The sequence below is a fragment of the Ktedonobacter robiniae genome (assembly GCF_016587375.1).
GTDB classification, from domain to species: Bacteria; Chloroflexota; Ktedonobacteria; order Ktedonobacterales; family Ktedonobacteraceae; genus Ktedonobacter; species Ktedonobacter robiniae.
The window spans coordinates 547,301-562,489 of record NZ_BNJG01000002.1 but is presented as its reverse complement, the minus strand read 5'-3'; the positions used below and the strand labels follow the sequence as shown (position 1 = coordinate 562,489).

General features: G+C 55.9%; 12 protein-coding genes and 1 pseudogene. 12 read left to right on the top strand and 1 reads right to left on the bottom strand.

What is annotated here, in order from left to right:
• Positions 1-248: 248 nt before the first annotated feature.
• Positions 249-488 carry a PNPOx family protein gene (locus JMJ04_RS22985; protein ID WP_201372795.1) on the top strand — a complete coding sequence of 80 codons (240 nt, stop codon included), beginning with the start codon at positions 249-251 and terminating at the stop codon, positions 486-488.
• 240 nt (positions 489-728) lie between these two features.
• Here JMJ04_RS22985 and JMJ04_RS22980 read toward each other — a convergent pair whose 3' ends face one another.
• Positions 729-1,907: a chitinase gene (locus JMJ04_RS22980; protein WP_201372794.1), complete on the bottom strand. Its 1,179-nt coding sequence runs from the start codon at positions 1,905-1,907 to the stop codon at positions 729-731.
• Positions 1,908-2,282: 375 nt separating this feature from the next.
• On the opposite strand from JMJ04_RS22980, the gene JMJ04_RS46735 reads away from it, so the two are divergent.
• The 11 genes and pseudogenes from JMJ04_RS46735 to JMJ04_RS22935 all read left to right on the top strand — a co-directional run bounded on the left by JMJ04_RS46735 (position 2,283) and on the right by JMJ04_RS22935 (position 15,065).
• Positions 2,283-3,944, top strand: a complete 1,662-nt coding sequence (locus JMJ04_RS46735) for a Tn7 transposase TnsA N-terminal domain-containing protein (RefSeq protein ID WP_236038311.1) — start codon at positions 2,283-2,285, stop codon at positions 3,942-3,944.
• Positions 3,945-3,964: 20 nt separating this feature from the next.
• Positions 3,965-4,912: a Mu transposase C-terminal domain-containing protein gene (locus tag JMJ04_RS46730; protein WP_236038309.1), complete on the top strand. Its 948-nt coding sequence runs from the start codon at positions 3,965-3,967 to the stop codon at positions 4,910-4,912.
• A 1-nt stretch (position 4,913) separates the two neighbouring features.
• Complete coding sequence (locus JMJ04_RS22970; RefSeq protein WP_201372793.1) at positions 4,914-6,338, top strand: ATP-binding protein; 1,425 nt, start codon at positions 4,914-4,916, stop codon at positions 6,336-6,338.
• Between the two features lie 40 nt (positions 6,339-6,378).
• Complete coding sequence (locus JMJ04_RS22965) at positions 6,379-9,507, top strand: LuxR C-terminal-related transcriptional regulator (RefSeq protein ID WP_201372792.1); 3,129 nt, start codon at positions 6,379-6,381, stop codon at positions 9,505-9,507.
• A 313-nt stretch (positions 9,508-9,820) separates the two neighbouring features.
• Positions 9,821-10,336, top strand: coding sequence for a pyridoxamine 5'-phosphate oxidase family protein (locus JMJ04_RS22960; protein ID WP_201372791.1), 516 nt, complete (start codon positions 9,821-9,823; stop codon positions 10,334-10,336).
• 291 nt (positions 10,337-10,627) lie between these two features.
• Positions 10,628-11,080, top strand: coding sequence for a hypothetical protein (locus JMJ04_RS22955; protein WP_201372790.1), 453 nt, complete (start codon positions 10,628-10,630; stop codon positions 11,078-11,080).
• Positions 11,081-11,140: 60 nt separating this feature from the next.
• Positions 11,141-11,263, top strand: a complete 123-nt coding sequence (locus JMJ04_RS48080) for a hypothetical protein (RefSeq protein ID WP_268887367.1) — start codon at positions 11,141-11,143, stop codon at positions 11,261-11,263.
• Between the two features lie 70 nt (positions 11,264-11,333).
• On the top strand, positions 11,334-11,945 hold the full coding sequence (locus JMJ04_RS22950; protein WP_201372789.1) for a dihydrofolate reductase family protein: 612 nt from the start codon (positions 11,334-11,336) through the stop codon (positions 11,943-11,945).
• 52 nt (positions 11,946-11,997) lie between these two features.
• Positions 11,998-12,576 (top strand): dihydrofolate reductase family protein, encoded by a 579-nt coding sequence (locus tag JMJ04_RS22945; RefSeq protein ID WP_201372788.1) that lies wholly within the window; start codon positions 11,998-12,000, stop codon positions 12,574-12,576.
• A 365-nt stretch (positions 12,577-12,941) separates the two neighbouring features.
• Positions 12,942-13,553 (top strand): annotated as a pseudogene (locus tag JMJ04_RS22940) (dihydrofolate reductase family protein).
• Between the two features lie 93 nt (positions 13,554-13,646).
• Positions 13,647-15,065, top strand: coding sequence for an FAD-binding oxidoreductase (locus tag JMJ04_RS22935; RefSeq protein WP_201372787.1), 1,419 nt, complete (start codon positions 13,647-13,649; stop codon positions 15,063-15,065).
• Positions 15,066-15,189 lie beyond the last annotated feature (124 nt).

Sequence of the window (15,189 nt, the reverse complement as noted above, 5' to 3'; positions counted from 1 at the left end):
CAGTGACCCCACGCTTCAAGGCCTGTCTTTTCTACACATTTAACGAGGTAAAGAAGAGACCGCACCAGATGCGGATTGACAAACCTGAGATTTCAAGACCATATTTGTCAACTCTTCTTTCCCGGAAAGCTTCTTCAGCCACGCGGCGAATTCGCCTTGTAAAATGTGTAGAAAAGACAGGACACAAGGCAGGGGGACTCCTGCAGTGGTTTGTTGAAAAAACGCTAGTGAAAGGACGCGCTTATTGTATGAATACGCCCCAATTTCAAGAGATAATTACTTCAGAGGAAGATCTGTGTGAGCTGCTGGGTTTCCTAAGCGAGCTTGTTGTGCGCGATCAGCTCTCCACGCTGGATAGTCACCGTCGCAACGTTATCGCTCACCCTCCCTTTCTGCTGATAGGGACATCGGGAGCTGACGGCCACTATGATGTCTCGCCGCGTGGCGATGCACCTGGCTTCGTCCAGGTGCTTACTATATTCAGTTAAGAAGAGAAAGAGCGTTATAGGCCAAATCGTCATAAGCATCCAGAGATGTAGCTCAAAGCCAAAGCCTACTTCAAGTGTTGTTGGCAGAGGGAGTGCTTGTGTGTTTCGAGCAGGCTGAGTAATTGCCAGTGCCCCTCGCGTTTTACCCAGTGAATGTGGTTTAAGATGCGGCCAGTAGCGATCGTGAGCCTGCTGACCTCTAGAGCGCTTTCTCGAAAGTAAGATGAAAAGTGTATCGTTTCATGTGCTCATAAATGAGCGAAATTGTTTCAGAAAAGCGTAAGAAGATGGTTGTTGCCAGGGAGGGCTCATGCTATCGCTGCACACCGTGGATGCCTGCGAATTAGGGGTTTCTTTGTTCTGTGCAAATTCTGCCTGATTGGTACAAGCTCTGTCACGCGTGAGCGACCACATGGAGAGCCGAGCGAGGTGATGTTCCTGTCCAAAGGCCAGAAGGGTACGTGCGTCATCGAGGGTAAAGATTTGGTCCCCTATGTCATTGCGCCCAATCATCGGGGTGATGCCGAGCATTGCCCAGGCTTGTTGTGCTGCTTCTGGATCTGTTGCTGAGAAGAAGAGGGTTTGTAGCCATGCGTGAACGGACGTTGCTGCATGAACCGCATCCTGCTCCATGTTGCGGTGGAGTGGGTAGTCTCCATAGTCCATCATCATGAAGTTGACGGTGGCAAGTTGCAGATGTTGATCTCGAGCATCTGTAAGGAGATGTTTGACTTGGGTGAAGGTTTCCTCATCAGGCACGGTGGGATCATCGAGTCCATAGGGGCCTATAGGGAGGGTATAGGAGATCACTAAACCTTGGTTGCGAGGATTGCGTTGGAGGGCTGCCAGGGCGTGATTGCGCTTCTCGATGGAATCATTATGAGCAAGGAGAGCTTCTCCCTCGATATCCAGGTCGATGGCGGTGGCATGATAGGTATCGAGAACAGATTGGTACTGTGCCTCAAGTTCTGACTCACTGCAGTGTTGAGCAAGCTCAGTGTCGCTTCCGCCCCCAAAGGCAAGAATTACGTCGCCAGGGGCTGGTCCTGTGCGTAGCGCTTCTATCTCGTGGTGCAGAAAGCCTGTTGTCGCAGCAATGCCTGTTGTTCCCCAAACTGCATGACAATTGCCGCCGTCCATAAGGAAACCAAGCGTAAAGTATGGACTTTGTGTCTTCTCAGCCAGCGCCTCCAGGTTGAGAGAAGAATGTGGCGTTGTGATTTCAAGATAGGGGGCAAAGACGTGCGCGGGGAGAGAAGAGGGATGGGACTCCTGTTCTGCATGCGTTGTGTTCTGGGTAAAGAGTGCGAATCTGTCAGAATGCAACAGTGGTGGAAGGACAATCGTGCTCGCCATCACGACAATGATCGAAACAAGGGATGCGATGAGCCATATCCTGCTTTTAAGGTTTCTTCCCATTTACTACTCAATCCTCTTCTTCCTCTCTCGTCTCGCGCCAGTCTGCATGCTCACAACTTTTTCTAGTAGTGGCACTCTATAAGTTGACATCCTCCCCACGTGTCATTTGACATGATTAAAAACCTGTTTGCCTTCATTCTTGGCGCTGCATAACCATGCAGAACGAGCAGGAATGGAGCCTTCTGCCACCATAATATGGCGTGCATCGTCTTCTCGTTTCAAGATGCTCATAACTCATCTATTTGACACTCTTTTTTGCAGCATGCGTCATGATATGTGGCAAAAGGGTCGTATTTTGGGCTGATCTCAGGTATACTTGAGAGAAGATGAGGGAAAGAGATACACGGTTTCAATCCTGCTTACGAGAAGACAATCATGAGGATGACGCCCGAAGAATTTCATAGCTGGAGCCAACGTCTCCAACTCTCCGAGACGACTGAGGCGCTCATTGCAACTATCCGCTCTTCGCCTCCGGTTCGTCGTGTGAGTGGGCGTGCCAACAATATCACCGGACGCTATCCTAGCCCAAAGATGGGGATGTCCATTCAGTTTGAAAGTGAGCGTGTGGAGTTGTGGGCTATCTATGCCATGGAAAGAGATGACGATGTCTTGGAGTTTTACGAGCAGTCTTCTCGCATCCCGCTCTCCTACCGCGCCAAATCAGGCCGCAAGACCACCCAATGGCATACTCCAGACTTCTTCGTCTTACGCCGCACATCTGCCGGATGGGAGGAGTGGAAGCAGGCCTGCGCACTTGAGAAGGAAGCCGCAGACAAGCCCGCTCGCTATCAGCAGGAAGGCACCGGGCGGTGGCGCTGTCCACCAGGGGAGGCATATGCTCAACAGTTCGGACTCACTTATCGTTTGCGTTCCTCTGCCGAATTCCACCCACTTGAAATTCAAAACCGGAAGTTTCTCCAGGACTTCTGGGCACACGAGGTTCCTCCGGCCCCAAAGCTCGAAACACTCGCGCTTTCCCACATCAAGGCTCATCCTGGCGTCACGGTAGACGAATTACTTGCAATCTATCCTGATCTTCCGGTTGATGTGCTTTGGGTCCTCCTCTCGACTTGTCGGGCATTCACTGATCTCTCCAGGACTCTGCTCACGAACCATTCCGACGTTTCTCTTTATGCGGAGGAAACACAGGTTCATGCACGCGACAGTGAAGAAGTGACCTCAGATGTATCGAGATCTGAAAGTCTCCCCTTAGCCTGGGATGGACGACTCTGGAGAATCGAAGCCTTGGGGGATAGAGTGCAACTGCGGCCAGAAATCGGCGAGTTGGTGACGTTGCCGCAAATCGAGTTTGAGCACCTCAAGCAGACCGGCTTGCTCTGGTTCGTGGATTCAGCCTCTCCCTCTCCTATGACATTGGAGGTTCGTCAAATTCTAGAACGTGCTAGTCCCAAAGCACAAGAGGCCGCAAATCGGCGGATGGCTCACATGCTGGCTTATGCACGTGGTGAACCCACAACAGCCCCCAGGCGGTCTGTCCAACGATGGTGGAAGACGTACCGGGAAGCCGAAAAGCACTATGGATGTGGCTATTTGGGACTGCTTGACCGGGTCGCAGCGCGAGGAAACCGGACGCCCCGTATCCCTGATGCGTCTGTGCAACTGCTAGAGGCATATTTACAGACCCACTATGCGACTCCCCAGGCCAAAAACGCAGCAGTCGTCTATCAGATGTATCGAGAGAAGTGTGGACAACAGGGCATTCCTCCCGTGAGCGAGCGAACCTTTTACCGGGTTCGCGCCCGTTTCACCACCAACGAGGTCGAGGTCAGGCGTCATGGCTCGAGTGCCGCCTACGCATCTGCCCCTTTTGCCTGGTTAGATCAAACGACCCCTCGCCACGGAGAACGCCCCTTTGCACTGGCGCACATAGACCATACAGAGCTTGACATCCTTCTCGTCTCGTCGGTAACAGGCAAGCCCCTGGAGAAACCCTGGGCCACCTTTCTGACGGATGCCTACAGCCGACGCGTTCTGGCTTGCTATGTGACGTATGATCCCCCAGTTATCGGTCAGTGATGATGGTCCTTCGGGAGTGCGTGAGGCGTCATCAGCGCTTGCCGCAGGAATGCTTCGTTGATCGTGGTCCAGAGTTTGGCAGTGTGTACTTTGAGACGTTGCTCACTCGGTTCTTTATTACCAAAAAAGAGCGTCCAGCCCGGCAACCTCGCATGGGTTCAGTTATCGAGCGGCTCTTTGGGACTGTGACGACGCAATTGCTTCATCAATTGTTAGGCAACACCCAGGCGACGAAAAAGTCGCGACTTCTGACACGTGAGGTTGACCCCAAACGGCTAGCTGTCTGGACACTGCCCAGGTTTTCTGCCCGTCTGTGCCAATACGTCTACGAGGTGTATGACCAGATGGAGCATCCTGCGCTGTTCATGAGTCCGCGTGAAGCATTTGCGCAGGGGATGAAGCTTGCAGGCATGCGTACCCACTGTCTGACTCACTACACGGAAGAGTTCCTGCAATTGACGTGTCCGACAACACGCACCGGATGTGCAAAGCTCGATAGAAGGCATGGCGTCATCATCAATGGGTTACACTACCACCATCCTCTGATGAATGAGTCGGAGGATGTGGGCAAGTGTGTGCCAGTCCGGTACGAGCCTTTTAATATGGCAAGAGCATATGCCTTTGTCGATGGGCAATGGTTGCCATGTACTGCCGACATCTTTCTCCTGGTTGAGGGACGTTCAGAGCGCGAATGGGAATTGATTGTTGATGAGATGCGTGGGCAACAACGACAACATGGCAAAAACCGAGTTACAGTCAATGGTCCGTTGCTCGCTCAGTTTCTGGAAGAGGTGGCAACTGAAGAACAGCTTTTGCTCCAGCGGCAACGCGACCTGGAAGGGCAATCTATCCGCGAGGCGATTGAAGGTTCGGCTCAGAAGGATTCTCCCGCCATCCCCGTAGTGCAGGAAGAGGAAGACGACGAGCTTGATCTGACAACTCTTCCCCAGTATGAGGAGTATCGCTAAGATGGCAAAGCTTTCAGCAGAGGCAAGAGCACAACTTGATACCTTTAAGGCCGTCACCGTAAAGCACACGCACTTGCAAGCAGTTGATGACCAACTGTCCTTGTGGGTTGAAGAGCATACAGATGCCACACATGTGCTCCTTTGTGGACCAGGTGGGGTTGGGAAGTCGAAAGCCCTCAAAGTTGTGGCAGAACGGTTCACGAGGGAAGAGCCAGATCGCTTTGTGGTTCCGATTCTCTTGCTAGAGCCGATCCCACCCGACCTGGGACCCTACCTCAGGCTCGATTATTACTGGCAAATCATCGATGCGCTCAAAGAGCATCTTCTGGTCAAAGAACTTGTGGGAAATGTGGCTCACCTTATGGCCGCACCCAAAGCGACCCGTTCAAAACTGGGGGCAATCGATTGGCTGAAGATGCGTGCAGTAGCAGAGCAAGCCCTGATCCGAGCTCGCGTCAAAGCGGTGTTCGTGGATGAGGGACATCGCCTGATGCAAGGGGATGGCAGTCACACTGTCGATGAACAACTGGAATGGTTGAAGTCGTTAAGCAATCGCACCAATGTCTTACACGTTCTCGCCGGTCCCTATGCCCTCTTCGGGTTTCGCAATACGAGTGGGCAACTCGCTCGTCGTGGTCGGGATATTCATTTTCAGCGCTACCATGTCAACTCATCCGAAGAACGTAAAGCGTTTGCGGGAGCCGTGCAGTATTTGCTCGAACGGGTTCCTTTGACCTGTGACATAGATGCCTTTCTCAAACGCTGGCGCTGGTTTGCCGAAGGCAGTGTTGGATGTGTTGGCATTTTAAGGGACTGGCTGGTCGATGCAGTAACAGCAACCCTTGCGCAGGGAGGGACCAGCTTAACAGAAGAGGTTCTTATCCGAACTATGCCTCATCCAGCTAGGCGGGTGAGTCTGGAAATGGAAGCACGTACTGGCGAACACAAAGTAGCTCTCCACGATAGCGAGGGTGCCAAGCAGTTCCAGGCTCTGCTAAAAAAGCCTGGAAAAGCGACAAACGCAGAGGTGATACCAACGCAAGGAAGCAGGCCAAGGCCAGCGGAGGCAAGCGTCGCAGAGCCTGCCTCTGTGACACTACCTCTGCCGCAAGTTTCTCCCAAACCCACTCAACCTCGTGTAGGTCAACGCGCCCCAGAGCGTGACCCGGTGGGGAGGACGAGTGTTCCATCTGCGCGGAAAACTTCCGGATGTTCTTTTATCGAAGCAATTCCGGTGACACTCGTTCAGATAGAAGAAGTTGGAGTTTCACGCTTTGAATGTCCAACTTGTTTAGCGGTGAGAGATATCAAGCCAAAGGGAGATCGGGTGAAGTTTCCCTCGCACCCCAGGCGCATGACCAATACCCCAAATCAGGGGTCGCGTTGGGTGAAGAGAGGAAGCGTCTGGAACCTTTTTGACTCCTAAGTGCTGTCCATTTTGGAAGCGAAGCTATACAGAGAGGACAATGATGCAGAACTTACCGACCGGTACGGTCACGTTGTTGTTCACCGATATCGTCGGGTCCCCCCATCTGCTCACCCAGTTGGGTGAGCAGTATGCCCGTGCGCTCTCAGATTGCCGCCAGATCCTGCGCAACGCATTTGGACAGTGGAATGGGAATGTCGTGGACACCCAGGACGGCACCTTTTTCGTGGCCTTTGCCCGCGCCACCGATGCCGTCCACGCCTCCGTGACAGGCCAACGCGCCCTCGCCTCCTACGCCTTTCCGTACGATTCGGTGGTACAAGTTCGTATGGGCCTGCATACGGGCGAGCCCGTGCTCTCGGCTGAGGGCTACGTTGGCCTGGATGTACACCGCACTGCCTGCATCATGAGGGCTGGGCATGGGGGGCAGGTGCTGCTCTCCCAGACGACGTCTTCCCTTGTGGAGCAGGACGTGCCAGAGGGGGTGTCCTTGCGTGATCTGGGGGAGCATCGCCTCAAGGACCTGGGACGCCCCATGCGCCTCTTCCAACTGGTGATCTCTGGCCTTTCTGCCGACTTCCCATCGCTGCACACCCTGGAGAGCTTCCCCAATAACCTGCCGGTCCAACCGACGCCGTTCCTTGGACGTGAGCACGAAGTGGCAGCGCTCCGAGACCTCCTGCATCGCGAGGAGGTGCGCCTGGTGACTCTCACTGGTCCGGGAGGGACAGGCAAAACCCGCCTTGGCCTGCAGGTGGCAGCAGACCTGAGTGATTGGTTCAAGAGTGGGGTGTTTTTCGTGAATCTGGCTCCCATCAGCGATCCGGCCCTGGTTCTGCCAACCATCGCCGAGGCACTCGTCATCCGGGAAGAAAGTAGCCGAGCGCTCCTGCAACAGCTTACAGAGCACTTGCAACAGCGGCGGCTGTTGCTGCTGTTGGACAACTTCGAGCAGGTGGTGAGCGCGGCAGAGCAGGTAGCAGCCTTGCTCGCCGCCTGCCCACGACTCAAGGTCCTGGTGACGAGCCGGGAAGTGCTGCATGTGCGAGCTGAGCACGAGTTCCCAGTCTCTCCGCTGACCGTCCCTGACCCTGATCACCTGCCCGATCTGGCAACCCTGTCGCACCAGGCGGCGGTCGCGCTCTTCCTTCAGCAAGCTCAGGCCGTCAAGCCCGACTTCCATTTGACGGAGACCAATGCCCGCGCCATTGCTGAACTCTGTGCCCGCCTGGATGGGTTGCCCCTGGCCATTGAGTTGGCTGCGGCTCGCATGAAGCTGTTCTCCCCACGGGCCTTGCTCGCCCGGCTGGGCCTCTCCCTCTTGACCAGTGCGTCACGAGATGTGCCCACCCGTCAGCAGACCTTGCGTAACACCATTGCCTGGAGCTACAACTTGTTAGACGCTCGTGAGCAACGGATCTTTCGCAGGCTCTCAGTTTTTGTTGCTGGATGCACTTTGGAGGCGATAGAAGCCCTCGGTACCTCGCTTGACGGCGAATCGGAGGCCGTCCTGGACAGTGTTGCTTCCCTCGTCGACAAAAGTCTGCTGCAACAGATGGAGTGGCAAGTGGGAGACGAGCCACGCTTCGTGATGCTGGAGACGATTCGGGAGTATGCCCTGGAGTGTCTTGCGTCCCATGGGGAAACAGAGGCAGCGCGAAGGGCACATGCCGCCTACTTCCTAGCGTTAGCCGAGGAAGCCAAGCAAGACATGGCAGGTCCACAGCAAGCGCTCTTGTTGGAGCGCTTGGAACAAGAGCACGACAATCTGCGAGCAACCATGCAGTGGTCACTAGAACAAGCAGGAGAAAGGAAAGAAATAGCTTTACGCCTGGGAGGAGCGTTACAATCATTCTGGCATATTCGAGGTCATTTCAGTGAAGGACAGGATTTTTGGGCACGGGCACTCCCACAAAGCGATGAAGCTGCAGCACCTGTGCGAGCAAATGCACTATATGCTGCTGCGAGACTGGATGATGATCTTGATCGAGCTGAGGAATTCTGTCAACAGAGTCTGGCACTGTACCGGGAACTGGGGGACGCGATCGGCGTTGCTTCCTGCCTGCACTTGCTGGCAGACAAAGCCGAGGGACGAGGGAACCTCGCCGTGTCTCGCGTGCTCGGGGAAGAGTCTCTGATGCTCTTCAGAGAAGCAAGTGACAAGCAATCAGTCGTCTATTTGCTCTATCACCTGGTGGTTGTTGCCGTCGAGCAAGGGGAGTACGCCAGGGCGCACGACCTCCTCGAGGAGAGTTTGACGCTCACTAGGGAACTCGGAAATACACGAATCATTGCTTACTCGCTCTTCTACCTGGCGCAGGTGTCCCGCTTGTCTGGAGGTGATCTGAGGCAGGCACACACGTTGCTTGACGAGAGTTTCGCCCTCTTCCAGGAGTTGGGCGACAAAGAGGGGGTCGCCTCCTGCCTTAACCTCTCAGGGATGCTTGCCCTCGATGAGAGAGATACGGCTCGTGCCGCCTCGCGAGTCGAGCAAGCCCTGGTGCTCTTCCAGGAGATGAAACTACAGTATGGCACAACTCTTTCACTGTACGCATCAGCGCAGGTGGCCGAGGCTTCGGGCAACCACATGGCTTCCCAGGCTCTCTACGAGCAAGGTATAGTTCTGGCTCGCAAGTCAGGCAACAAATACACGGTCATCTTGGGCTTGGAAGGATTAGCAGCAGCAGTTGCCGTTCAGGGAAAATATGCCTGGGCGGCCCACCTCTGGGGAGCGGCCGAAGCCCGGCGCGAGATGGTTGGAGCGCCACTCCCGCCAATTGAACGTGACCCCTACAATCGAGCCGTCACTGCTGCCCGTACCCGGCTTGGAGAGCAAGCCTTTGCCTCTGCATGGGCCCAAGGACGCACGATGGAACTTCAGCAAGCCCTTAGCATACTAGGATGGGAAGCTCTTCCTGCCTCCAGCCAAGAAGAAGAAGCATTCTCCCCAACTCCCCTCTCTCCTCCATCCTATCCTGACGGGCTCACAGCCCGAGAGGTGGAGGTACTGCGGCTGCTCGCAAAAGGACTCTCCAACGCCCAAATCGCCGAAGAACTCATTGTGAGCCAGCTAACTATCAAAGCGCATCTGCGCTCTATTTATAGCAAGTTGCAGGTTACTTCCCGCAGTGCGGCCACCCGCTATACCCTGGAGCACGACCTCAGCTGAAGACCATGCATGAGAGGTTGCCCACCTCTTGCGGCCTGGTCAACCCTCGAGAAGTGCAGGGGGCATGAACACTCGATGTTCCTCAAGCACCGTCTAGTTCCTTCGAACTAGACCTTCCCCGCTTTTCCCCGCGACACAAATACCTCCTGCGAACGATGTGTTTGGCCCGCTTCTCGACGTACACTGTGAGTGAGGAGTGAACCCGGGTGAGGACCCAGAAGCAAGCAGGTCCCCAAGATCAGGGGACGCGCCGGGGAGCAAAAAAATCGAGCACCAGGATGAGTTCCAGAACGCATCATGAAGGAGAGCAGAGATGGCTAAGAAGCAACCGGTGGACGAGGTGAACCTCGATGGCTCTGGTGTCCCGACCATTGCATGGGAGCGGGTGCGCGAGCGCTTGGAGGAGGATGCGGGCATTTCGCCAACCCATTGGCTGGCAACTGTACGTCCCGATGGCAGGCCGCATGTCATGCCAGTATGGACGGTCTGGGTGGATGGCGCCTTCTCCTTTGTGGCAGGCGCCACCACGCGCACGAGGAAGAATCTCGCGCACAATGCCCACTGCGTCATCACCGTCGCCAGCACAGGACTCGACCTGGTGGTCGAAGGCGAGGCCAGGAGGGTGAGCGACGAAACCAGACTCCAGCGGATAGCCGACGCGTATGCCGCGCAGGGATGGCACCCCACTGTGCGCAAGAGCGTCTTCTCTGCTGATGACGAGGTGCCAGGCGGGGGTCCACCCCCATACGACGTCTACGAAGTCGTTCCTGTGACCGTCGTCGGCCTGGGGACGGACGAGCCTTACGGCGCGACCCGCTGGCGCTTCTAGCCAGCGGCGACATTATTCACCTTTCATCAGGTGGATGCGCGCCTCTTATAGATGTACATCCCAGCATGGAGTGCGGTGATGGCTGTCTCATGCTTCGAGGAAGAGAGGAGGGAAAGAGCGTCTCCCCTCTACCCATTCCCAAGAGAGACTGGTACAGAGATGACTGCACCCAATTCCAGGATCTACACCGATTACTGACGTAGAACATGATCATTTCCGCATTTTGGAATACTTTCGCAAGAATACTTGCAAATTGCAAGGAAACAAGAGCAACACCGAAGGAGAACACTCATGAGGAATACCGTGAACATTCAACTGACCAATGGAAAGAGAAGAACTGGGCTGCAACGCCTGGGCCTCTTGCCAGTGGCGATTATGATGCTTACTGCGTACGCTGCGATCTACCACTTCTACCTGGCTTACTACCTGTTTGAGTGGATGGCGAGCAGTGCAAAAGCAGCACCGGGCGTGCAGATGTTTGCGATCCTGTTCATTCTCAATGGTCTGGGCTATCTGGCACTGGTGAGCGCGCTTTATCTGCCAGCGCTCCAGCCTGTTCGGCGCATCACAGGCTTTCTCCTGATCGGCTATACGGCCCTGACGATGCTTCTGTGGTATCTCCTTGGGAACCGCAGTAACGAGGGTCTGATGGACTATTCAGTGAATATTGTGGAAGGCGTGCTTCTCGTTCTCCTCCTGGTGAAGATCTGGCAAGAGCGGCAGGGTCGGCGGCACGCAGCCTGATGAAACACCACAGGGAACGCACGAGCGTTAACTTGTCGGCCAAGCGCGGGAGCTGCACATATGCCACAGGCCAAGCGAGAACGCCGGGAGCGAACGGACAACGACCATTTGCTGCAACAATGGTGGCGAACACCAGAGCAACGCTTGTATGAGCAATCAAAGCATGGAAAGCAGAAGCTTTGAATTTTTCGGTGCATCAAGGGCCAAACAATGGTTCTTACTCGCACTCATTCACGAGAGAAAGGACGAACCCATGAAACTAACGACCAATACGCAGATCTCCGTCGATGGAGTGGTGCAGGGAAACGGCGGGCCGGATGAGAATCGCGGCGGCAGAGTGTTCCATTTCGAGCGCGGCGGATGGGCCAGACCGCTGTTCGACAACGAGGTCTTGACGTTCGTCAACGAGTTCTACCAGCGCGCCGACGCGTTCCTGTTCGGTCGGCTGACCTACGAGCTCTTCGCCGACTACTGGGGCGTGAGGAAAGATCTAGAGAACCCCATCGTAGGTGCCTTGAACACGCGGCCCAAGTATGTGGTATCGAACACACTCACTCACCCGCAATGGGCGGACACGACCATCCTCGCAAGTCGGGTCGCGGCGGCCATCCGGGAACTGAAGGCTAAGCCCGGGGGTGAACTCCAGGTGCACGGCAGCGGCACCCTGATCCGGTGGCTGCTCGAGAACGACCTCGTCGACGAGATCACCCTGCTCGTCTGCCCCGTGGTCGTTGGCCAGGGCATGCGGCTGTTCCCTGACACCGGCCCTGACCTAGCGCTTGACCTAGTCGAAGCGCGAGCCTTCCCCAAGGGCATAACGCTCCAGGTCTATCGACCGGCCGGGCGCCCGAAATACGCCAAGTAACTACCAGCGCGATCATGACGAGTAGGACCAACATGAGAGAAAGGACGAACATATGAAACTGACGACCACCACGCAGATCTCCGTTGACGGAGTGATGCAAGGACCCGGCGGGCCGGAAGAGGACGAGCGCGGGGTATTCGAGCGCGGCGGATGGGCCCATTTCGACAACGAAGCCGGGAAGGTCATGGACGAGATCTACCTGCGCGCCGACGCGTTCTTGTTCGGTCGGCGGACCTACGAGATCTTCGCCGGCTCCTGGGGAACGTGGGACGATCCGGGCGACAGCCCAATCTGGACAGCGTTGAACACGAAGCCCAAGTACGTGGCATCGACCACACTCACCGACCCGCGGTGGACGAATACGACCGTCCTCGCAAGTTCGGTCGCGGCTGCCATCCGCGAGTTGAAAGCCAGGCCAGGACGTGAACTGCAGGTGCACGGCTGCGGTGCCCTGTTCCGGTGGTTGCTCAACAACGACCTTGTCGATGAGATGAACCTATTTACCTTCCCTGTGATCGTCGGACAGGGCACGCGGCTGTTCCCTGACACCGGCCGGGAAAGGGCGCTCGAACTGGTTTCCTCGCGGGCCACCCCAAGCGGCGTGACGATCCAGGTCTACCGACCATCCTGAGTCACGAAACGGCCACGCCCGCCTGAACACGTGACGTAGGTGCCGCACGAGGCGTCCAATCGTTTCCTTCCGGGCAAGTCCCGACTGCGTGGGAGTAGCGGGCTCACCGTATGTACACTCCCGCACGGATGGATGCGGGGCTCTGCCAGGTACAGGCCTGAACTGGCTGATCGGATACAAAGAGGCATGTGTCCCGCACCAGCGTTGGTTTCCTGGCATTGCTCTCCCAGGCGCAACAAGGGGAATCAGAGTGCTGACACCAGCTCATAAAGTCAGTACATGGCCGATTTTCCACGCATGTTGGCCTCTTGTTGAGAGATACTTACCAGCATCGCGCGAGCAGCAAAAGGAAGAAACGAACAACTATGCGAAAACTGATTGTCCTGTCTTTTATCACCGTCGATGGCGTGATCCAGGCTCCTGGCGGGCCTCTTGAGGACACCAGCGGCGGATTTCCCTACGGTGGATGGCAGGCTCCCTATCTTGAGGAAGTTCTGGACAAGGTCCTCGATGAGGAATTGCGCGACCCCTTTGATCTCCTTTTGGGAAGAAAAACCTTTGGCATCTTCGCGTCGTACTGGCCTTCTCATGCGGAGCAAGGACCAGGACCGGGCATCAACGACGCGACCAAGTATGTGGTCTCCAAGACGCTTACCTCCCATGAGTGGAAAAAGTCCGTCTTCTTAAAGGGCGAGGTTGCCGAGGAAGTCCGCAAGCTCAAACAATAAGGTGGTCCTCACATCTTTATCTATGGTAGCGCCAATCTGATCCAGACGCTGCTCACACACGATTTGATCGATGCCTTCTGGCTGAAAATCTATCCGATTACGCTGGGGACAGGCAAACGTCTGTTCGCGCAAGGCACGATTCCGGCGGCATTCAAGGTTTCGAAGAGTCTGGTTACACCAATTGGGGTCATTGTCACCAATCTGGAGCGAGCGGGCGAGGTTGCCACGGGGAGGACGGTTGGAGAATAGGCTGAAACCGAGAGTGGGGACGTTTCTCGAAAGCCCCTTGTCTGAAGTGCGAAGGCGTCTGATCTTTTCTGAAGCATTGAAAGGAGACAAGTGATGAACCAATCCTCTCTTCATCTTGACGACTTGCGTTCAAAAATTGACGGCTTAGTGATCGAGCCAGGATCTTTCGAGTACACTGCCCTCCCGAAATTGAACAATGCGCGCTTCGATCACATTCAGCCCCAAGGAGTCGTCCTCTGCTCCACACCAGCCGATGTGACGCAGACCGTTGGTTTCATCCGAAGTCTCCGCCTTGAGACGGCGACGCGATGCGGGGGCCACTGCTTCGCGGGCCGCTCGTCGACGCCAGGACTGCTGATCGATGTGTCGGCCATCAACTCCGTATCCCTGTCCAACGGGACTGCCAGAATTGGGGCCGGTGCCAGGCTTGGTGAGGTCTATAGTATGCTGCTGGCCAATGGTATGACCATTCCTGGAGGGTCATGCCCGTCGGTTGGCATTGCTGGACTCACTCTCGGCGGAGGTCTGGGCTGGCTGGGCCGCAAGTATGGTCTGACATCAGACCACCTTATCGGAGCAAAGATCGTTGTGGCTGACGGTCGGATTCTCTCCTGCGATGAGGGTCACCACCAGGACTTGTTCTGGGCGCTGCGCGGCGCTGGGACCGGGCACTTCGGAGTGGTCGTCGAACTCCTCTTCCAGACCCTCCCCGCCCCACAGGTCGCGACGATCTTTCGCTTGACATGGCCTTTTTCCCACGCTGCTCGGGTCGTGGACGCCTGGCTTGGTTGGGCAGGAGGCGCGCCTTCCGAAATGGCGGCCAGCCTCGATCTGCGAGCCAGCGAAGATCCCACGGAACCGCCGTCGTGTGAACTGTTTGGGATGAACCTTGGGACTCGATCTGACACGTTGGAGTTGCTCGAGGCATTCACCGCCCGTCTCTCTACCTCGCCGACCTCAACGCTCGTAGAGGAGATGACCTACCAGCAGACCCTTCGTCACTGGGCCGATCGGGCTGGCGAACGGCTGGAGGTGCCACGCGCGCCTAACACCAAACGCCGATATGAGGCCATCAAGTCTGAATTCTTTGCTCAGCCCTTGCCCCCCGAAGCTGTCGTCGCCCTTGTTGACAATCTGACAAGAGAAAGAGTGCCGGGCTCGTTCCGCGAACTCAACTTCTCTGCGTGGGGTGGCGCGTACAATCGCGTTCCGGCTGACGCCACTGCCTTCGCGCATCGCGACGGGCGCTATTGGCTCAAGCACACAGCGGCCGTCGAAGTTTCCGCCGAGGCTCATGAGAAACTCGCTGCAGAACGCTGGGCGAACCGCTCGTGGCAAACCGTACGAGGTTGGGGGACAGGCCACGTGTTTCCTAACTTCCCCGATCCCAACCTGGCTGATTGGGGTCACGCCTATTACGGAGCCAACTACGAACGCCTTCTTGAGGTAAAGTACCTGTACGACCGCCACAACGTGTTCCACTTCCATCAGTCTTTACCAACCACTCGCTGAAATTGGCTTGGACTCCAGACACCACATGAGGTGGGGCTAGGATCACTGCAAAAATCTATCACAAGAAATTTGGTCATGCACACTTTTGGTGGAAAAGCACAACAAGAGATCGCCACAGTAGCTA